This window comes from Streptomyces sp. NPDC056061, from assembly GCF_042266885.1.
Lineage (GTDB): Bacteria > Actinomycetota > Actinomycetes > Streptomycetales > Streptomycetaceae > Streptomyces.
Genome location: NZ_JBHJWQ010000001.1, coordinates 405,201 through 423,826, shown reverse-complemented (window position 1 = coordinate 423,826; position 18,626 = coordinate 405,201). Strand labels below are relative to the sequence as shown.

19 protein-coding genes are annotated in these 18,626 nt (G+C 72.0%); 7 read left to right on the top strand and 12 right to left on the bottom strand.

The genetic code is table 11. The features are described 5' to 3' along the window. Positions 1 to 186: 186 nt before the first annotated feature. The 7 genes from ACFC79_RS01920 to ACFC79_RS01890 form a co-directional block, all read right to left on the bottom strand. Positions 187 to 1,830 carry a dipeptide ABC transporter ATP-binding protein gene (locus ACFC79_RS01920; RefSeq protein ID WP_376233854.1) on the bottom strand — a complete coding sequence of 548 codons (1,644 nt, stop codon included), beginning with the start codon at positions 1,828 to 1,830 and terminating at the stop codon, positions 187 to 189. Then, positions 1,827 to 2,816: an ABC transporter permease gene (locus ACFC79_RS01915; RefSeq protein WP_376233851.1), complete on the bottom strand. Its 990-nt coding sequence runs from the start codon at positions 2,814 to 2,816 to the stop codon at positions 1,827 to 1,829. Before ACFC79_RS01915 ends, ACFC79_RS01920 begins: the two co-directional genes overlap by 4 nt. Then, positions 2,813 to 3,796: an ABC transporter permease gene (locus ACFC79_RS01910; protein ID WP_376233849.1), complete on the bottom strand. Its 984-nt coding sequence runs from the start codon at positions 3,794 to 3,796 to the stop codon at positions 2,813 to 2,815. The genes ACFC79_RS01915 and ACFC79_RS01910 overlap by 4 nt, the downstream gene beginning before the upstream one ends. 2 nt (positions 3,797 to 3,798) lie before the next feature. Further along, positions 3,799 to 5,523 (bottom strand): ABC transporter substrate-binding protein, encoded by a 1,725-nt coding sequence (locus tag ACFC79_RS01905; protein ID WP_376233846.1) that lies wholly within the window; start codon positions 5,521 to 5,523, stop codon positions 3,799 to 3,801. A 313-nt stretch (positions 5,524 to 5,836) separates the two neighbouring features. Then, complete coding sequence (locus ACFC79_RS01900; RefSeq protein WP_376233843.1) at positions 5,837 to 5,932, bottom strand: Ms4533A family Cys-rich leader peptide; 96 nt, start codon at positions 5,930 to 5,932, stop codon at positions 5,837 to 5,839. Positions 5,933 to 6,099: 167 nt separating this feature from the next. Beyond that, entirely contained in the window at positions 6,100 to 7,431 is a 1,332-nt protein-coding gene (locus ACFC79_RS01895; RefSeq protein ID WP_376233840.1) for a DUF3152 domain-containing protein, read from the bottom strand. An 8-nt stretch (positions 7,432 to 7,439) separates the two neighbouring features. Continuing rightward, positions 7,440 to 8,402, bottom strand: coding sequence for an alpha/beta fold hydrolase (locus ACFC79_RS01890; RefSeq protein WP_376233837.1), 963 nt, complete (start codon positions 8,400 to 8,402; stop codon positions 7,440 to 7,442). Positions 8,403 to 8,511: 109 nt separating this feature from the next. On the opposite strand from ACFC79_RS01890, the gene ACFC79_RS01885 reads away from it, so the two are divergent. The 4 genes from ACFC79_RS01885 to ACFC79_RS01870 all read left to right on the top strand — a co-directional run bounded on the left by ACFC79_RS01885 (position 8,512) and on the right by ACFC79_RS01870 (position 10,421). Further along, positions 8,512 to 8,727 (top strand): hypothetical protein, encoded by a 216-nt coding sequence (locus ACFC79_RS01885; RefSeq protein WP_376233834.1) that lies wholly within the window; start codon positions 8,512 to 8,514, stop codon positions 8,725 to 8,727. Between the two features lie 168 nt (positions 8,728 to 8,895). Next, a complete protein-coding gene (locus ACFC79_RS01880) occupies positions 8,896 to 9,537 on the top strand; it encodes a TetR/AcrR family transcriptional regulator (protein ID WP_376233831.1) in 642 nt (213 codons plus the stop codon). Positions 9,538 to 9,679: 142 nt separating this feature from the next. Then, the gene (locus ACFC79_RS01875; RefSeq protein WP_218105578.1) at positions 9,680 to 9,907 is read left to right on the top strand and encodes a DUF3107 domain-containing protein; all 228 of its coding nucleotides are present in this window, start codon (positions 9,680 to 9,682) and stop codon (positions 9,905 to 9,907) included. Positions 9,908 to 10,148: 241 nt separating this feature from the next. Continuing rightward, positions 10,149 to 10,421, top strand: a complete 273-nt coding sequence (locus ACFC79_RS01870; RefSeq protein ID WP_376233828.1) for a hypothetical protein — start codon at positions 10,149 to 10,151, stop codon at positions 10,419 to 10,421. A 155-nt stretch (positions 10,422 to 10,576) separates the two neighbouring features. Here the strand turns inward: ACFC79_RS01870 and ACFC79_RS01865 are convergent, their stop codons facing one another. Continuing rightward, positions 10,577 to 11,311 (bottom strand): ferritin-like fold-containing protein, encoded by a 735-nt coding sequence (locus ACFC79_RS01865; protein WP_376233825.1) that lies wholly within the window; start codon positions 11,309 to 11,311, stop codon positions 10,577 to 10,579. Between the two features lie 497 nt (positions 11,312 to 11,808). Between ACFC79_RS01865 and ACFC79_RS01860 the strand changes: the two genes are divergently transcribed. Continuing rightward, positions 11,809 to 13,605 (top strand): DEAD/DEAH box helicase, encoded by a 1,797-nt coding sequence (locus ACFC79_RS01860; protein ID WP_376234879.1) that lies wholly within the window; start codon positions 11,809 to 11,811, stop codon positions 13,603 to 13,605. Between the two features lie 277 nt (positions 13,606 to 13,882). Further along, the gene (locus ACFC79_RS01855) at positions 13,883 to 14,749 is read left to right on the top strand and encodes an alpha/beta fold hydrolase (protein WP_376233822.1); all 867 of its coding nucleotides are present in this window, start codon (positions 13,883 to 13,885) and stop codon (positions 14,747 to 14,749) included. 61 nt (positions 14,750 to 14,810) lie between these two features. Here ACFC79_RS01855 and ACFC79_RS01850 read toward each other — a convergent pair whose 3' ends face one another. After that, a complete protein-coding gene (locus ACFC79_RS01850; RefSeq protein ID WP_376233819.1) occupies positions 14,811 to 15,698 on the bottom strand; it encodes an NYN domain-containing protein in 888 nt (295 codons plus the stop codon). Positions 15,699 to 15,942: 244 nt separating this feature from the next. On the opposite strand from ACFC79_RS01850, the gene ACFC79_RS01845 reads away from it, so the two are divergent. Beyond that, positions 15,943 to 16,095 carry a hypothetical protein gene (locus tag ACFC79_RS01845; RefSeq protein ID WP_376233816.1) on the top strand — a complete coding sequence of 51 codons (153 nt, stop codon included), beginning with the start codon at positions 15,943 to 15,945 and terminating at the stop codon, positions 16,093 to 16,095. A gap of 76 nt (positions 16,096 to 16,171) precedes the next feature. On the opposite strand, the gene ACFC79_RS01840 is transcribed toward ACFC79_RS01845, so the two are convergent. The 3 genes from ACFC79_RS01840 to ACFC79_RS01830 all read right to left on the bottom strand — a co-directional run bounded on the left by ACFC79_RS01840 (position 16,172) and on the right by ACFC79_RS01830 (position 18,622). Further along, complete coding sequence (locus ACFC79_RS01840; RefSeq protein WP_376233813.1) at positions 16,172 to 16,777, bottom strand: MarC family protein; 606 nt, start codon at positions 16,775 to 16,777, stop codon at positions 16,172 to 16,174. Between the two features lie 184 nt (positions 16,778 to 16,961). Continuing rightward, the gene (locus ACFC79_RS01835; protein ID WP_376233810.1) at positions 16,962 to 17,828 is read right to left on the bottom strand and encodes a PHP domain-containing protein; all 867 of its coding nucleotides are present in this window, start codon (positions 17,826 to 17,828) and stop codon (positions 16,962 to 16,964) included. A 155-nt stretch (positions 17,829 to 17,983) separates the two neighbouring features. After that, positions 17,984 to 18,622: a DUF6758 family protein gene (locus ACFC79_RS01830; RefSeq protein WP_376233807.1), complete on the bottom strand. Its 639-nt coding sequence runs from the start codon at positions 18,620 to 18,622 to the stop codon at positions 17,984 to 17,986. Positions 18,623 to 18,626: the final 4 nt, after the last annotated feature.

Below are 18,626 nucleotides of genomic sequence, written 5' to 3'. Positions count from 1 at the left end.
TGCACCCCCGATCTCCTCATGGACGGCCGCCGTCGATCCGGCGGCTCACAGCGGCACGACCGTAAGCGGATACGCCGGTGGTGCGACGGACGGTTGTCCGTCGCACCACCGAAAGGGGTGAACCGTCGTAACTTTCCCTTTACGACAGCGCTCTGTCGCGCTAAGGGAGGAGTCGGCTACTCGGAGTCAAGAAGCGGCCAGCTCCTTGCGGGCCGCGCGCCGCACCGCGGCGAGCGCCGGATCGAGGGCCGGGACGGCCGCCAGGAGCTGCTTGGTGTACGGGGCGCGCGGGTCGGTGTACACCCGGTCCGCGTCCCCCTCCTCGACGATCCGGCCCCGCCGCATGACGGCGACCCGGTCGCTGACCTGCCGCACGACGGCGAGATCGTGCGCGATGAAGACCAGCGCCAGTCCCAGTTCGCGCTGGAGCCGCGCCAGCAGGTCGGTCACCTGGGCCCGGGTCGTCACGTCGAGGGCGGAGACCGCCTCGTCGCAGACGATCAGCTCCGGTTCGGCGGCGAGCGCCCGCGCGATCCCGACGCGCTGCCGCTGCCCGCCGCTGAACTCGTGCGGGTAGCGGTCGTACTGCTCGGGGTCGAGCCCGACCCGCTCCAGCAGGTCCCGGACCCGTGCCCGGATCGCCGCCTCGTCGCGCACGCCCGAGGCACGCAGCGGGTCGGCGACCGATTCGCCCACCGAACGGCGCGGGTTGAGGGAGGAGACGGGGTCCTGGAACACCATCTGCACCCGGGCCCGGCGGTCGATCCGCCCGGAGGTGGGGTCCAGCAGCCCGACGAGCATCCGTCCGAGGGTGGTCTTGCCGCTGCCGCTCTCGCCGACGATGCCGAGGGTCTCGCCGCGGCGGACGGCGAGTGAGACACCGTCGACGGCGGCGAGCGCGGCAGCACCCCTGCCGAAGACCTGCCGGACGTCGGCGGCCTCGACGAGCGGCGGCCCGTCGGATGCCGCCGCGGTCCGGGCCGCCGCCGCGGGCCGGGCATCGGCAGCGCCGCCCCGCCCGGCCTCCCGGACCACGCCCGCCATGCCCGCCGCGCCGGCCGGAATGCGCGGCACCGCCGCCAGCAGAGCCCGGGTGTACGGCTCGCGCGGCGCGACCAGCACCTCGCCCACCGGTCCCCGTTCGACCGCCCGTCCCGCCCGCATCACCAGCACCTCGTCGACCGATTCGGCCGCCACCCCCACATCGTGGGTGACCAGCAGCAGCCCCATGCCCGTCTCCCGCCGCAGGTCGTGCAGCAGGTCCAGGATCTGGGCCTGGACGGTGACGTCCAGCGCGGTCGTCGGCTCGTCGGCGATCAGCAGCTGGGGTTCGCAGGCCAGGGCCATCGCGATCAGCGCCCGCTGCCGCATTCCGCCGGAGAACTCGTGCGGCCTCGACCGGGAGCGCCGCACCGCGTCCGGGATTCCGACCCGGTCCAGCACCTGGGCGGCCCGGTCCCGCGCCGCCCGCCGGGAGACCCGGTGGTGCGCCCGGTACACCTCGGCGATCTGGTCGCCCACCGCGTAGTACGGGTCCAGCGAGGAGAGCGGGTCCTGGAAGACCATGGCGGCCTTCGCGCCGCGCAGCGCCCGCAGTTCCGCGTCGTCCGCCGCGTTCACGTCCACCCCGGCGACCCGGACCGAGCCGCCGACCCGGGCCCCGGTCCCCCGGTGCAGCCCGAGCAGGGCGTACGCCGAGGCGCTCTTGCCGGAGCCGGACTCGCCGACCACGCCGAGCGCGCCGCCCGGCTCCAGCGAGAACGACAGGTCCTCCACCGCGCGCACCTCGCCGAACGCGATCGACAGTCCGGAGACTTCCACCAGGCTCATGCCGGCACCACCCGTCGGTCGGCCATCGCCTGGAGAACGTCCGCGACGGCGTTGGCGAGGACGACGAAGAATCCGGTGACGAGGACCAGCCCCACGACCACCGGTAGGTCAACGTGTTTGACGGCGTCGACGAGTTCGCGTCCGACGCCCGGAATTCCGAAGAGCGACTCGGTGAGCACGGCGCCGCCGAACATCGAGCCGATGTCCAGTGCGCCGAGCGCGATCACCGGCGCCAGCGCGCCGCGCAGCGCGTGCCGGCCGACGAGCGCCCGCTCGCCGACCCCGTACGCCCGGAAGGTCCGGATGTGGTCCTCGGCCAGCGTCTCCAGCATCGACGCCCGGGTCATCCGGGCGTACGGGGCCGCGGACACCAGCGCCAGCGAGACCCACGGCAGCAGCAGGTTCCACGCCCACTGCTCCGGGTCCTCGGTGAGCGGCACGTAATCCGGGAAGGGCAGGATCTGGAGCGCCGTGACCAGGATGATGATCAGCAGCAGTCCGATGACGAACACCGGGGTGGCCATGCCGGCCAGGGTGATCCCGGTGAGCACGCGCTCGGTGAACCGGCCGCGCCGCCACACCGAGAGCAGCCCGGTGCCGACGCCGAGCAGCATCCACAGCACGAAGGCCCCGACGGCGAGCGAGACGGTGGCCGGGAGCTTGGCCAGGATCAGCTCGGTGACCTGCTGGTCGCTCTGGTACGAGAGCCCGAGGCAGGGCGCCTGGCAGTGCAGCACCCCGGTCCCGGTCGAGTAGTCGCGGCCGACGAAGATGCCCTGGAGAAAGTGCGCGTACTGCGTGGTCAACGGGTCCCCCAGGTGCAGTTGCTCGCTGACCTGTGCCACCTGCGCGGGCGAGCAGCGCGGGCCGCAGGCGATCTGCGCGACATCGCCGGGGGCGACATAGAAGGCCGCGTAGACGACGACGCTGAGCGCGAACAGCACGAAGACCGCCCCGCCGAGGCGTCTGAGCAGGAACGATGTCATGCCCCGGCCTCCCTCTTCCGGCCGGTGCCGATCCGCAGCCGGGACGCGGCGCGCGGGTCCAGCGCGGTGCGCACGCCCTCGCCGAGGACGGTCAGCGCCAGCACGGTGACGAACAGCAGCAGGGCGGGGATCAGCAGATACGTGGGCGCCGCCTGGTACCAGGTGTCGGCGTCGCTGAGCATCTGTCCCCAGGACGGGGTGGGCGGCTTGATGCCGACGCCGAGGAAGGACAGGGCAGCCTCGACGACGATGTTGCCGGGGAACAGCAGTACGGCGTAGGTGATGACGGGCGCGGCGAGCGCGGGCAGCAGTTCGCGCCGGGCGATCTGCCAGGAACCCCAGCCGCTCAGCCGGGCGGCGGCGACGTGGTCGAGCGACTTCAGCGCGAGCGTCCGGGCGCGCACGATCTTCGAGATGCCGGACCAGCCGACCAGGCCGATGATCACGGCGATCAGGACCGGGCGCGGGAAGCCCGCGGGCACGACGGCGAGCGCGCCGAGCGCGATCACCATGACGGGCAGCGCGACCACGACGTCGGTGACCCGGCTGAGCGCCTGGTCGACGAAGCGGTTGCCGAGCCCCGCCGCGAGGCCGACGACGACCCCGATGGCGACCTGGAGCAGGGTCGCGGCGAGCGCGACGCCGAGGGAGACCCGGGCGCCGTACACGACGCGGGCGAACAGGTCGCGGCCGGTGAGGGGCTCCACGCCGAGCCAGTGCTCGGCGCCGATCCCGCCCAAGGAGCCGATCGGCACGCCGCCGGTGGCGGAGTCGACGAGGTCCGGGTGGTAGGTGGTGGGGTCCTGGCCCTCGATGCCCGCGAGCAGCGGTGCGGCGAGCGCGACGAGGACCAGCAGGGCGACAACGGCGCCCGCCACCAGGGCGGCGCGCCGCTCGCGCAGCCGCCGCCAGAACGGATGGGCCCCGGGGGCGCGGACCGTGACGGTCCCCGCCCCCTCGGCCGGAAGTGCTTCGGCCATGGCTACTTGACCGCGACCTGGGACACGTCGAGCACGCCGGTCCAGTCGCTGATCACGACGTTCTTGACGGCCTCGCCGTACAGGCGCTTGTAGACGGGGTGGAACAGCGGCACGGTCAGCGCCTGCTCGCCGACCTTCTTGTCGAGCGCGCCCCAGCGCTCGGCGGCGGCCTCCAGGTCGGTCAGCTTGTTGATCTCGTCGATCTCCTTGTTGACCGCAGGGTCGTTCAGTTGGCCGGAGTTGAAGTTGTAGCCGGCGGTGACGATCTGGCGCCCGTCGAAGATCGGCGCGAAGAACGGGCCGCCGGACGGCCAGTCGGCGCCCCAGCCGCCGAGGAAGAAGCCGGGCTCGCTCTTCACGTCGTAGACGGTGTCGGAGTAGTCGTTGCTCTCCAGGCCCTTGAGCCGGACGGTGATGCCCGCCTTCCGCAGCGCCTCCTGGAGCGCGGTGGCGATCTCCGGGCCGGTCGCGAAGTCCTTGTCGTTGGAGTGCGTCAGGGTGACGGTCAGCCCGTCGGCGTAGCCGGCCTCCTTGAGCAGTTCCCTGGCCTTGGCCGGGTTGCCGGACTTCCCGGCCGGGAAGTGGTCGTACGGCGTGTGCCCGAAGGCCGCCTGCTCGGGCAGGAAGGTGGTGGCGGGCTCGGCGAGCGAGGAGCCGCCGGCCGCGTTGACCACGGAGGAGCGGTCGACGGCGTAGGCGATCGCCCGGCGCACCTTCGGGTTGTCGAACGGCTTCGCCTTCGGGTTGAAGGCGATGTAGTTGGTGTAGCCGAAGTGGCCGGTGCCGACGCGGGCGGCGAGCTTCTTGTCGCCCGTGACCTTGGCGAGTTCGGCCGGGCCGAGGTTGGTGTCGGTGGTGACGGCGGCGGCATCGGCGCCCCGCGAGGCGGACAGGCGCTGGTTGATGACCGCGGGGTCGAGCCCGGACCGCACGTCGATCCGGTCGGGGTACGCCTTGCGCTGCTCGTCGGTGTCGGCCGACCAGTGCGGGTTTCGCTCCAGGACGAGGCGTTCGCCGTCGCCCTCGTTCTTCACGACCTTGTACGGCCCCGAGGAGACCGGGTGCTCCTCGTACTTCGTGCCGGTGTCCTTGGCCTTCGGGACCGGGGTGGTCTGGGTCTGGGTGGCCAGGAAGGGGAATTCGCCCTCCGGCTTGTTGAGGTGGAAGACGATGGTCCTCGCGTCGGGCGTCTCGATCGAGTCGAGCCCCTTCTCGTCCTTGTACGGGCCCTGGTAGTCGGCTCCGCCGATGAGCCAGTCGCGCAGGTACGGGGCGCCGCCGGAGAGTTCGGCGGCGAAGGAGCGCTCGATGCCGTACTTGATGTCGGCGCTCGTGATCGCGGTGCCGTCCTCGTACTTCACGCCGTCCTTGAGCGTGTACGTCCACACGGTGGCGTTCTTGCTCGGCGTGCCGAGGTCGGTCGCCAGGTCGGGGACGACCTTCGCGCCCGCCGCACCGTCCGCGCGGTTGCGGGTGGTCAGGGTGCGGAAGACGAGGGACGGGACGTTGCCGCCGCCGGAGGTGTAGAGCCGGGCGGGGTCGAAGTCCGACTGCGGCTTGCTGTTGAGGACGGTGAGCGTGCCGCCCTTCATGGGCTTCCCCGACGCGCCGGAGCCGCCGTCACCGGCCTCCTTCTTCTCGGGCCCGCAGGCCGCGGCACCCGCGACCACGACGAGTACTGCGGTGGCCGCTGCCGCGCGGCGCGATATGACGGACGGTTGACGCATCGGAAGGTGACCTCTCGGTGTGCTGCCTGGAGCAGGGGACGGGGAGACGTCCGCGCGATCGGCAACGGGGAGCGGGTGCACACAACCGGTCCGCACGAGGAAATCCGCACAGACGTACGGGTCGTACGGGTCGTACGGGTCGTACGGGAAATCCGTACGGGAGATCCATTCGGGAGAAATGACCGGAGAAATGACCGGAGCACACTGCCACCGCCGCGTCCGCGGACGGAATGCGCCCGGGTGCGGCGGTCGAAGAGGCGGAACGAGCCGGTTCGGGGCTCGGACGGCGGGCGGACGCGCACTCGGGCAGGCGTCAGCAACAGTGGATGTCGGCGACGCTGTGCCCGGTCACGCCGATGAGCGCCAGCTCGATGGCGGCGCGCTCGACGGTGACGGGGCTGCGTGACATGTCGAGAAATATGGATCACTGCCCAGGGGATGTCAACGCGATTCGAGACGCCGATCTCACCATGCGGACGAACATGGGGCGCGAATGTGACGGCCGGTCGGCGACCGGCGAACCCCGCCACGCACGAGGTAGCGGCCCGGCACCCCGCCGGTCGCCACCTTCACGTCTCAACTGCTGGGATACATCCAGGGGTTGGGGCGGCAACTGATGTCGTCGATGTCCAGGGACTTGGTCTGCTGCTGCATCACCGGTGCGAGCTCCCCCGGCGTGCGGCAACTCACATGGTTGTGTCCCAGCCGGTGACCGACCTCATGGTTGATCAGCATCTGGCGGTAGGCGAAGAGTTTGTCCGGTCCGAACGTCGACGACCCCTGCGCCCAACGGTAGGCATTGATCATCACGCGCTCGGTCGCGGCGGAGTCGCACGAGACGTTGTCCTCGGTCGTGTCCAGGCCCGACTTGCGGCACCAGACGGCGGTGGTCCCGGGGCTGGCGAGGGTGATCACGAAATCGGCATCACCGGAGGAGACCCGCTCGAAGGTCATCGCCCCGTCGTGCGCCCAGCTGCGGTCGTCGTTGAGCGTCTCCTGGACGGCCCGGGCGAACAGCTCCGCGTCGAGCCCGAGGCCCTGCTCGACATCGATCCGGTAGCGGTACTTGTGCCCGCGTCCCGGCGCCTTCGCCGTTCCCGGAACGGCGTCGAACTTCCCCGAGCCGCGCAGTTTCGCGGCGAGCGGATATGCCTTGGCCATCTTCTGCTCGTACGAAAGGGGCCTGACCGGGGCCGCCTTCGGGGTCGCCCGGTCGTCCGAACGGGAGGCGTCGCGGCTCCGGTCCCGGTCGACACCCGCCGCCCGCGTGGTGCCGTTCGCACCACCGTCGTCCTGGGCGACCTGCCCGGCGACGATCACCGCGAGCACGGTGGTCACCGCGACGGCCGCGATACCGGTGAAGGTACGGCCCTTGTTCCCCCCGGCGTCGCCGCCCCCGGCCTCCGTGCCGGGGGCCGGTTCGCCGCCGGTCCGCCCCTCGTCGGGACCCTTCGCCCCCTTCGGGTCGCTCGCCGCGGCCGGCGGACCCGCCGGGGCTACGGGTCCCCGTGGGGCGGGAGGGGCGGAAGGAACGTCGAATGCCTCGACGAACTCGCGCCGCGGGCCCGGTATCAGCGGCCCGGACAGTGTGGCCTGCCCGCCGCGTCGCGCCGTCCGCACCCCGTCCGCCGACTGCCGCGGGGCGGGGCGTCCGCCGTCGGCGGGAGGTCCGGCCTGCGGCCCCGCCCCCCAGCCGCCGCCGGGTTCCCGCTGTTCGGGGTGACCGCTGCGGACGTGTCCGGCCGGTTCGAACGCGGCGTGTCCGTCCGCACCGGCCGGGGCCTCGGCCGACCTGCGACGGCGCCCGCTGCCGGGCCCGGGACGAACGTCCTCCCCGGCGATTCCCGCGCCGACGGACTCGGTTCCGGGCTCCGCCGGTTTGGGGCCCTTTCGGCTGTGTCGTCCCACGCCCCGGATCAGCTCCCGCCGAGTTCGTCGAGCAGATCCCGGAACGCCTGGGCGACCGCCTCCGGGTATTCCATCATCGCCACGTGCCCGGCGTCGGGCAGCGTCAACAAGCGCGAATCGCGGAAGGCCGCGGACGCCCTGCGGGCCATTCGGTACGAGACGAGCTGGTCCCGTCCGCCGTACACGAGCTGGGTCGGGGCGAGCACCCGCTCGGCCTGGCGCCACAGTCCGTGCTGCCCGCCGAGCGTGTACGCGTCGACGATGCCGCGCGCCGAGCGAGCCATCGCGTCCCAGAAGTACGGCAGCTCCTGCCGGTGCTCCATTTCGGCCACCGCGGCACGGAAACCCGCCTCGGAGACCCGCGACGGATCGCCGTAGCAGAGCGCCATGACGCCCCGGGTGCGGTCCTCCGCACTCCAGTCCCTGGTCATCCGGGCGAACAGCGTCACCACGCCGGGCACGGCGAGCAGTCCGGTGGGCACGGCCGTGCGCTGCACCCGGATCTCGGGCAGCGCGGGCGAGACGAGGGTCAGGGTGCGCACCAGATCGGGGCGGACCGCGGCGACCCGGGTGGCGATGGCACCGCCCAGCGAGTTCCCGAAGAGGTGGACCGGTCCGCGCTCCGCCGCGTCCAGGAAGCGGATCACGGCGCGGGCGTGCCCGGTGACCGAGTAGTTGCCGTCGTCCGGCGGCGACGAGTCGCCGAAGCCCGGCAGGTCGAGCGCCTCGCCGTCCACCACGTCCTGGAGCAGCGGCATCAGCGCCGACCAGTTCTGCGAGGAACCGCCGAGCCCGTGCACGAACAGCGCGGGCGGCAACCCGGTCCGCTCCGGCGGCCGGGATCTGACGGTCAGCGTCAGTCCGGGCAGCGCGACGGAGCGCAGCTCCTCCCCCTCCGCGGCCCTGACGGCGCTCACCGCGGGGGCCGCCGCGGCGGCGGTACGGACTCCCGGCAGCTCGGTCGAAGACATGCGGCAATGTTACGAGACGATCACACCCCGATTCATGTGTTCGCGGTCACAGACCGTGTAGCGGCTTCGGGGGTCGGCTCCTAGGCTTTGAGCGAGGAAGGGAGTCACCATGACGGTCGACCCCAGCGACCCCGAGACCTTCGAGGACATCCAGCCGGACGAGCCGGGTCAGGAGACGCCCCGCGCGGACGCCGCCGAGCAACGGGCCGATCTCCAGCAGCGGCGCGACGCACCGCTCACGGACATCGACCGGGAGAAGGTCAACGAGGCGGACGCGGCCGAGCAGGCCCGTGTTGTGACACAGGATGAGGAAGATTACCGCTAGTACGCCCGGTTTTGCCCGGACCGCCGGGGAACCTGCGGCTACCGCAGCCGTCCGGTACGTGAAATTCTGCGTCCGCGCCGCGCATGCCCGCGTTACCCAAAAGTACGATGGCCGTGTGGCGCGACGTGCACGGAAGGGCCGTGTCCGAACACGATTTTGGGAGGCGGCGTGACAGCCATCGAGCAGACCGAGGCGGCGCGTCCACGAGGCACCCGACTGCCTCGCCGCGCCCGACGCAACCAGCTGCTGGGCGCCGCGCAGGAGGTGTTCGTGGCGCAGGGGTACCACTCCGCCGCCATGGACGACATCGCGGAACGCGCCGGGGTCAGCAAGCCGGTGCTCTACCAGCACTTCCCGGGCAAGCTGGAGCTCTATCTGGCCTTGCTCGACCAGCACTGCGAGTCGCTGCTCCAGGCGGTCCGCACGGCGCTGGCGTCGACGACCGACAACAAACAGCGCGTCGCCGCCACGATGGACGCGTACTTCGCGTACGTCGAGGACGAGGGCGGCGCCTTCCGGCTGGTCTTCGAGTCGGACCTGACCAACGAGCCCGCCGTGCGCGAGCGCGTGGACCGGGTCTCGTTGCAGTGCGCGGAGGCGATCTCCGACGTCATCGCGGGTGACACCGGGCTGTCCAAGGACGAGTCCATGCTGCTCGCGGTCGGTCTGGGCGGGGTCTCCCAGGTGGTCGCCCGCTACTGGCTCTCCAGCCAGTCGTCCATCCCGCGGGACACGGCGGTGCAGTTGCTGACGTCGCTGGCCTGGCGGGGCATCGCGGGCTTCCCGCTGCACGGCATCGAACAGCACTGAGCGCGGTGCCGGGGCTCTCCCGGCGCCCGTGTTCGCTGCGGGCGTGGCCCATCGGCCGCTGAAGGTTCCCCTCACCGGGCTAATGTGTGGTGCGTACGGCGCGGCTGACCGCGCAGGGACTGACCGTCGGAGGGACATAGCCGTGGAGGTCAAGATCGGGGTGCAGCACACGCCCCGGGAGATCGTTCTGGAGAGCGGGCTTTCCGCCGAAGAGGTCGAGAGCACGGTCGCCGAGGCTCTCACCGGTAAGGCGCAGCTGCTCAGCCTCACGGACGAGAAGGGCCGCAAGGTCCTGGTGCCGGCCGACCGGATCGCGTACGTGGAGATCGGCGAGCCCAGCACGCGCCGCGTGGGCTTCGGCGCGCTGTAGACACCCCGCCCGGTGCGGATGTGACGGCGGCCCGGTGGGTTCTTCCCACCGGGCCGCCGTCCGTTCTCTTCTTCGGATGTGCGGCGGAGGTGTGCCCATCGGCGCATGCGTGCCCACCGGCGGGTTCCGGTCGCGGCCCCGCCGAGGAGGGTGCGGCCGGGGAGGGTTGTGATCACTTTGCTTCGGGTAGTACGGCCCATGACCGTTCTACCCGCCCCGCAACTCCGCGAGGTGATCAGTTGTGATCCTGGAACCCCTCGGCTCCGTCGTGCTCGGACTCGCCCTTGCCTGGGCGGCACTCCGCGCGTTTCCGGCCCGGCTCCCGTCCCGCCGCACCGTGTTCACCACTGGTGCGCTGGGGGCCCTGTTCGGTGTGTTCCTCATGCAGTCGGTGCTGGGTCCGGGACATGCCGCCGCCGCGTTGATCGGTGCGGCGCTGATCGGGACCGTCACGCTCTCGTTGCTGGTCCGTCCGCGGAGCCACCGCGGGCTGAGCCGCTCGGCGGCGGTCTGAGGGCCGCCCGGCCCCCGCGGACGGGAACCGGACGGCAATGGTGGACCGACCCGGGCCTGCTGCGGCACCCCGGCCGCGTCGCCGGAACGCCCGCATGCGTCCGGCATGCGGGCACCCCTCCGCCCCGCGATCCGCCACGGATCACGGGACAGCCCTCAGGCGGCGAGCCCCAGCGCGGCCATCCGCTTGGTGTGCGCCTCGGTGATCCGGGAGAACATCCGCCCGACCTCGGCGAGGTCGAAGCCGTCCGCCACACCGCCCACCAGCATCGTCGACAGTGCGTCGCGGTCGGCCACGACCCGCTGCGCCTGCGAGAGGGCCTCCCCCATCAGGCGGCGCGCCCACAGCGCGAGCCGACCGCCGACCCGGGGGTCGGCCTCGATCGCGGCGCGGACCTTCTCCACGGCGAAGTTGCCGTGGCCCGTGTCGTCGAGGACGGCCAGGACGAGGGAGCGGGTGTCCGAGTCGAGCCGGGCGGCGACCTCGCGGTAGAAGTCACTGGCGATCGAATCGCCGACGTACGCCTTGACCAGGCCCTCCAGCCAGTCGGACGGGGCGGTCTGGCGGTGGAATTCGTCGAGCGCCCTGGCGAACGGCTCCATCGCGCCCGTGGGCTCCACCTCGATCGCGGTCAGCCGCTCCGTCAGGCGCTCGAAGTGCTGGAATTCCGCGGAGGCCATCTTCGCCAGCTCCGCCTTGTCGGCGAGTGTCGGCGCGAGTTTGGCGTCCTCGGCGAGCCGCTCGAAGGCCGCCAGCTCCCCGTACGCCAGTGCTCCCAGCAGATCCACGACCGCCGCTCGGTACTGCGGCTCCGCGGACGCGGTGGCCCAGTCCTGGGCGGCGATTTTGGTGGGAACGGGGGCTTCGTTGGCGTTGTCAGGCGTCTCCATGAAGCGCAGAATAGCCCGCCCGGCGGAGTGCGGAAGGGCCTGGCCGACCGGTGACATCCCACCGTTCCGACGAATTCGCCCAACACACATGCGCGAATCCGGGGTACAGTGGTATTGCGCCTAGTGAGTATTTTGGACGTACTTACGGTGCAGACCTCGGTGAAAGCCTTGGTGAAATTGAATGAGGATGCCCGGTCGGTGGCCCGATCGGCTCCGACCCGACAGCCCTCCGCGCGAGGCGTACGACACGTACGACCGCAGATGAGGGGCCCCCTCAGCGGCACGAGCGCTCGAGCGACGGCAGTGGTCCCGCGCCACCCGGCCCATCCGCGGCCGGATGACCAACCCCGGCACGGTACGACCCCCATCGTTCGCCTCGGGCCGCGTCTCACAGAAGAGGCAGCACCCTGACTACGTTCCGAGAACTCGGGATTCTTCCCGAGACCGCCGAGGCCCTTGAGTCCGTCGGCATCGTGTCCCCGTTCCCCATCCAGGAGATGACGCTCCCCGTCGCGCTCTCCGGTTCCGACGTCATCGGCCAGGCCAAGACCGGCACCGGCAAGACCCTCGGTTTCGGCCTTCCGCTGCTGGAGCGCGTCACCGTCCCCGCGGACGTCGAGGCCGGCCGTGCCGCGCCCGAGCAGCTGACCGACACGCCGCAGGCGCTGGTCGTCGTCCCCACCCGTGAGCTCTGCCAGCAGGTCACCAACGATCTGCTCACCGCCGGCAAGGTGCGCAACGTCCGCGTGCTCGCGATCTACGGCGGCCGCGCCTACGAGCCGCAGGTCGAGGCACTGAAGAAGGGCGTCGACGTGATCGTCGGCACCCCGGGCCGCCTGCTCGACCTGGCCGGCCAGCGCAAGCTCGACCTCTCGCACGTCCGCGCCCTGGTGCTCGACGAGGCCGACGAGATGCTCGACCTGGGCTTCCTGCCCGACGTCGAGAAGATCATCACCATGCTTCCGCAGAAGCGGCAGACGATGCTGTTCTCGGCGACCATGCCGGGCGCCGTCATCGGTCTGGCGCGGCGCTACATGTCGCAGCCGACGCACATCCGCGCCACCTCGCCGGACGGCGAGGGCGCGACCGTCGCGAACATCTCGCAGCACGTCTTCCGGGCCCACTCGATGGACAAGCCGGAGATGGTCGCCCGCATCCTGCAGGCCAATGGCCGCGGGCTGGCGATGATCTTCTGCCGGACCAAGCGCACGGCCGCCGACATCGCCGAGCAGCTGGAGCGGCGCGGTTTCGCCTCCGGCGCGGTCCACGGCGACCTCGGCCAGGGCGCCCGCGAGCAGGCGCTGCGCGCGTTCCGCAACGGCAAGGTGGACGTGCTCGTCTGCACCGACGTGGCGGCCCGCGGTATCGATGTCGAGGGTGTGACCCACGTCATCAACTACCAGTCGCCGGAGGACGAGAAGACCTACCTGCACCGCATCGGACGGACGGGGCGCGCCGGTGCCAAGGGCATCGCGATCACGCTGGTCGACTGGGACGACATCCCGCGCTGGCAGTTGATCAACAAGGCGCTCGAACTGGACTTCAACGACCCCGTCGAGACGTACTCCACCTCGCCGCACCTCTACGAGGAGCTCGACATCCCGGTCGGCACCAAGGGTGTCCTGCCGCGCGCCGAGCGGACCCGCGCGGGCCTCGGCGCCGAGGAGATCGAGGACCTCGGCGAGACGGGCGGCCGCGGTCGCCGCGCGCCCGCCGCGCGTGAGGAGCGTGCGCCGCGCACGCCGCGTCAGCGTCGTCGCACCCGGGGCGGTGCCGCCGTCCGCGACACGCAGGACGCCGCGGCCGCGGTGCCGACGCCGACCGGTGAGTCCGGCGGGACGGAGGCCGCCGAGACCCCCGCGCAGCCGCGCACCCCGCGCCGCCGTCGCCGGACCCGTGTCGGTGCCCCGGACACGGCGGTCGACGCCTCGGTGAACACGACCCCGGCCCCGGCCGTCGAGGCCCCGGCCGCGCCGCGCCGCCGTACCCGGGCCGCGCGCCCGGTGACGGAGGAGGTGGACTTCCAGATCGCCCCGATCTCCGAGCCGGTGCCCGCGCAGACGGTGACCAAGCCGCGCCGCCGTGTCCGCGTCGCCAAGCCTGCCGAGGACGAGGTCGACTTCCAGATCGCCCCGATCTCCGAGCCCGTTCCGGAGAGCAGGCCCCGCCGCCGCACCCGTGCCGCCGCGAAGCCGAAGGCGGAGGCCGTGGCGGAGACGCCGGCCGCCGAGGGCGAGGCGAAGCCGCGCAGGCGGCGGGCCTCGCGTGCCGCCGCCACCGGCACCGAGGGCTGAGCCCCACGATGTCGCCCGGTCCGGGGCACTCCCCCGGACCGGGCCCCGACCACCGCGGGACGTCCCGGACGGGTGCGGGGCCGATTAGGCCCGGCACCCGCGCGGGGCGTCCCGCGTCCGTTGTCCGGCCGGTGAGGACGCCGGGGCCGGGAGGACGTCCGGACCGGTGAGAGCGTCGGAACCGGGAGACGTCAGGACCGGCGAAAGCACCGGGGCCGGGAGGGCGTTCGCGCCGGTCCTTCTGCCCGTTCGGCACCCCAGGACATAACCTCGTCCCATGAGTCGGCCGCCCACGTTCACCCCGCCCCCCTGCGCCCGTGCCCATCGGCTCGGCACCGCCCGCGGCGACTTCGCCGTCCTGGACGCCTCGCCGCACGGTGCGACGCGCGGCACCGCCCTTCTGCTGCCAGGTTTCACCGGCAGCAAGGAGGACTTCATCGCGCTCCTCGAACCGCTCACCGACGCCGGGTACCGGATCGTCGCCGTGGACGGCCGGGGGCAGTACGAGACCGACGGGACGGACCGTCCGGAGACGTACGCGCAGCACGAGCTGGCCCGTGACGTGCTGGCCCAGGCGGCCGCGCTCGATGCCGGTGACGAGGGCGGGGTGCATCTGGTCGGTCACTCGCTGGGCGGGCAGATCGCCCGCGCCGCCGTTCTGCTCGACGCCTCGCCGTTCCGTTCGCTGACCCTGATGTCGTCGGGGCCGGCGCAGGTCACCGAGGCCCAGCAGGCCAAGGTGAAGCTGCTCGGCGACGCGCTCGCGAAGCTGACCATGGCCGAGGTGTGGGAGGCGATGCGCGCCCTCGACCCGCCCGAGGACGCCACCACGGACGGCGAGGCCCTGCGTCGCCGCTGGCTGCGCCACCGGCCGGCCCAGCTGATCGCCACCGGACGCCAGCTGACCGTCGAGCCGGACCGGGTGGCCGAACTCGCGGCCACGGCGTTGCCGGTCCATGTGCTCTCCGGTGTGCGGGACGACACCTGGCCGGTGCCTCTGCTCGACGACATGGCCCGGCGGCTGGGCGCGCACCGCACCCGGATCGACGGCGCCGAGCACTCGCCCAACACGGACCGTCCGGAGCCGACGGCCCGCGCGCTCGCCTCCTTCTGGGAGGACCTCCGGACGGCACCGCGTCCCTGAGGCGCGGCGGAGCCCATGGGGCCGTACGGACGCAGGGCGCCGCGCAGCCCGTCCGCTCCGCTCAGTACTGCGCCTGGATGTGCTGCCAGAAGCCGTCGCGCAGCGCCCGCCGCAGCTGGGCGTGGCCGCGCAGCGAGTGCTGAAGCAGCCGTTCGGCCTCGACCAGCAGGTCCTGGTCGACGGAGCCCGGGAGATACGGGTGACCGGGCAGCAGGTCGGCGAGGGACTCGCGGCCCCGGGCGGCCAGCCAGGCCGCCGCGATCTGCGCGCCGACGAAGCGGACGTCCTCCCGCGAGGGCGCGGGGGCGTCGTCCTCGTAGGTCGTGACGGGGCGTCTGGTGACGTACGGGCGACAGAAGTCCAGGTCGAAGGTGCGCTGGCTGTCGACTTCCCAGAGCAGCGGTTCGGCCTGGTTGCGTCCCTCCCCGGCCTCGATGCCCCACAGGTGCACCCGGGCCCCGTACCCCTGGGCCGCCTCGACCGCGGAGACCAGGTCCTCGTCGCCGCCGACCAGGGCCGCGTCGCTGATGGCGCGGTGCCGGGCCAGCGATTCGAGGTCGCTGCGGATGAGGGAGTCGACGCCCTTCTGCTGGTTGTTGGCGTTGAGGTTGCCGAGTCTCACCTTGACGTCGGGGAGTTCGGCGATGGACTGCTGTTCCGCGGTGTGGATGCGGCGCCTCGCGCCGTCGTACCAGTACACGCGCAACAGGCGGCTGTCCGCGAAGATCGTGCGTGCCTTGTCGATGAACGCCTCGATCAGCCCTTCCGCGTCGAGGTCGAAGGAGCGACGGTCCTCGGTCCCGGTGACGAGCAGTCCGGCCGCGGCGTAGACGTAACCCGCGTCGACGAAGATCGCGTGGGTCGAGGGGGTCTTCGACACCTCGGCGAGAACGCGCTGGAGCAACTCGTTGGTCCGGTCCAGCCGGTCGCACATCTCTGCCTCGTTCATGCGGTCCTCGTCACAGCCCTCGTCATGCGTCGCGTCGCGGGCTCCGGTACCCGTGCACACCCGATGACCTGTCGATGCTTAGACATCCAAAAAATTTCCTTAGCGTAGGGAATGTTTGTAGTGGGCAATTCGTTGTTCCTGTGGTGGAGCGCAGGACACCGATGCCCGGCGCTCCCATCCTTGCGGACGGGTCCCCGTCCTCCCAGCAGTTCTCCATCAGGAGGATCAGACGAAGGGAAGCCTCATGCGCTTCGAGATCATGCGCCTCGACGATGTCGACGGTACCGCCGTGGACAGCACCGTCGTGGACGCCGCCTCCGTCAAACGGATCGTGCAGCAGGCCGCGGCAACGGGCCAGCGCATCTACATCCGCCCGGCAGAATCCTCGGCTTCGTAACGCACGACGCCGCACAAAGACGAAGCGCCCCCGTACGGACGGTCCGTACGGGGGCGCCGTGGTGTCCGCACCGCGGTCAGGCGTTCTGGACGACCTGGGTGACACCGTTGATGATCTGCTGCACGGCAATGGCCGAGAGCATCATTCCGGCGAGCCTGGTCACCAGTACGACGCCGCCGTCCTTGATGACGCGGATGATCAGCAGCGAGTAGCGCATGGTCAGCCAGAGCACGACGTGCATGGCGACGATGGCCGACCATACCGAGATCTGGCCCCCCACGGTGTCGGCGTGCTGCACCGCGAGGATCACCGACACGATCGCGCCGGGACCGGCGAGCAGCGGCATGCCCAGGGGCACGAGCGCGACGTTGACGTCCTTGGTCTGTGTCGGCTCGTCGGTCTTGCCGGTCAGCAGGTCGAGCGCGATGAGCAGCAGGAGCAGTCCGCCCGCGATCATCAGGGCGGGGACGGAGACGTGCAGGTAGTCGAGGATCTGCTGGCCCAGCACGCCGAAGACGGCGATCACGCCGAAGGCGACGGTCACCGCCTGGAGGGCCATCCTGCGCTGCGTCTTGGCGGGGCGGCCCGCGGTGAGGGCCAGGAAGATCGGGGTGATGCCCGGGGGATCCATAATCACAAAAAGGGTGAGAAAAAGGGATCCGAAGACAGCTATGTCGAACACGGTGAGCCTTGCGCGAGAAGAGAGGGGGTGGGGACGGGGGGGAACGGACCGGTGGCGCACACCCGGTGGGCGTGCGGCGGTCCGGCGGCCGGGAGGGCGCAGCGGAACGGGACGGGGCTTGGCGGGAGCGGCGCGGTATCGGCGCCGGTGGCGGGGCTTCGGGCCCCGGATGTCGTGCGTACCGTCAGGCGGAGCGAAGTCCACCGGCGCCGGGCACCGGGAAGGCCCCGGTGGCGCGCCGGGTGATCTCGCCGTAGATCTCGGGGTCGGTGGCGCACTCGCCGAGCCGGACGGTCTTGCGGCTGCCGTGGTAGTCGCTGGAGCCGGTCGTCAGCAGTCCCAGCTCCCGGGCGAGCCCGCGCAGCCTGGCCCTGGTCGGCTCGTCGTGGTCGGTGTGATCGACTTCCACGCCGTCGAGACCGGCGGCGGCGAGCCGCGCGATCGACGATTCGGGCACCACCTCACCGCGTTTGACGGCGAGCGGGTGCGCGAAGACGATGACACCACCGGCGGCCTTGACCAGCCGGATCGCGTCGAAGGGGTCGAGTTCGTGCTTCTCGGCGTACGCGCGGCCGCCGTTGGCGAGCCAGTCCGGGGTGAAGGCGTCGGAGACGGTCTCGACGACGCCGAGTTCGACGAGTGCGGTGGCGATGTGCGGACGGCCGACCGATCCGTCTCCGGCGATCGCCGCGACGCGCTCCCACTCGATCGGGACCCCGAGCGCCCGGAGCTTGGCCACCATGGTCCGCGCACGCGGCACCCGGTCGTCGCGCACCAGCTCGCGCTCGCGCGCCAGCTCGGGCTCGTCGGGGTCGAAGAGGTACGCCAGCATGTGCAGGCTCACCCCGTCGAGCCGGCAGGAGAGCTCGGCGCCGGTGACGAGGGTGAGCCCCTCGGGGAGGGCGGCGATCGCCTCGGCGTGACCGCGCACGGTGTCGTGGTCGGTGAGCGCGACGACGTCGAGACCCGCGGCGGCGGCGTTGCGCACCAGCTCGGCGGGGCTGTCCGTACCGTCCGACGCGGTGGAGTGGGTGTGCAGGTCGATGCGCACGACGCGTACTCCAGTGCTCGGGGCCGGACGGTGGGGACGCTCAAGGATAACCGGCATTCGAACAGGCTTCGGCCGCTCCGGGACAATCCGGACCATCCGGCACCCGGGCCGCACGAACCGCCGACCGCACCCCGGGAGCACCCCGGAACGGGCCCTCAGTCGAGCAGTCGGGGCGTGAGCGCCCCGCAGGGCACGAGGTCCATCTCGCCGCCGGCCTCGCGCAGATCGGCGAGCACCAGCTCGTCGTACATCAGCAGTCCGGACTGCTCGGGCCAGACGATCGCCCAGAGCCAGAGCCCGCGCGCCTCGCCCGCGAAGACCGCACGGTCCTCGGGGGCGCCCTTGACGTGCCAGAGCGGGGTGGGGCGGCCGGCGGCGAGCATCTTGACGTCGGGCGGGCCGTCGACGTCGAGATACGGACCCGGGTCGGGGCCGTCGATTCCGGCGTACCGCGCCCCGAGACCCACGCCGAGTTCCTCGGTGACGAGCAGCAGCTCGCCGATGCCGCCGACGGGGCCGGGGCCGGAGCAGGCGACGGCGGTGGCCCGGCCCCCGCTGCGTTCGTCGCCCGCGCTCGCCACCCCGGTGAACAGCCAGCCCACGGGCAGCGGCCACGGCATCCACACCGGCACCCGGGCCCGGCGCACGACCGCGCCCAGAGCCTCGACGCCGGGCGGGACGACCGGCTGCAGCGGCTGCACGGCGCCGTGCACGGAACACTGCCAGGTATCGGCGAAAAGACCGGGCGCCCTGACCCGGCCTCCGCACTTCGGGCAACTGGGTTCGCCCCTCATAGCG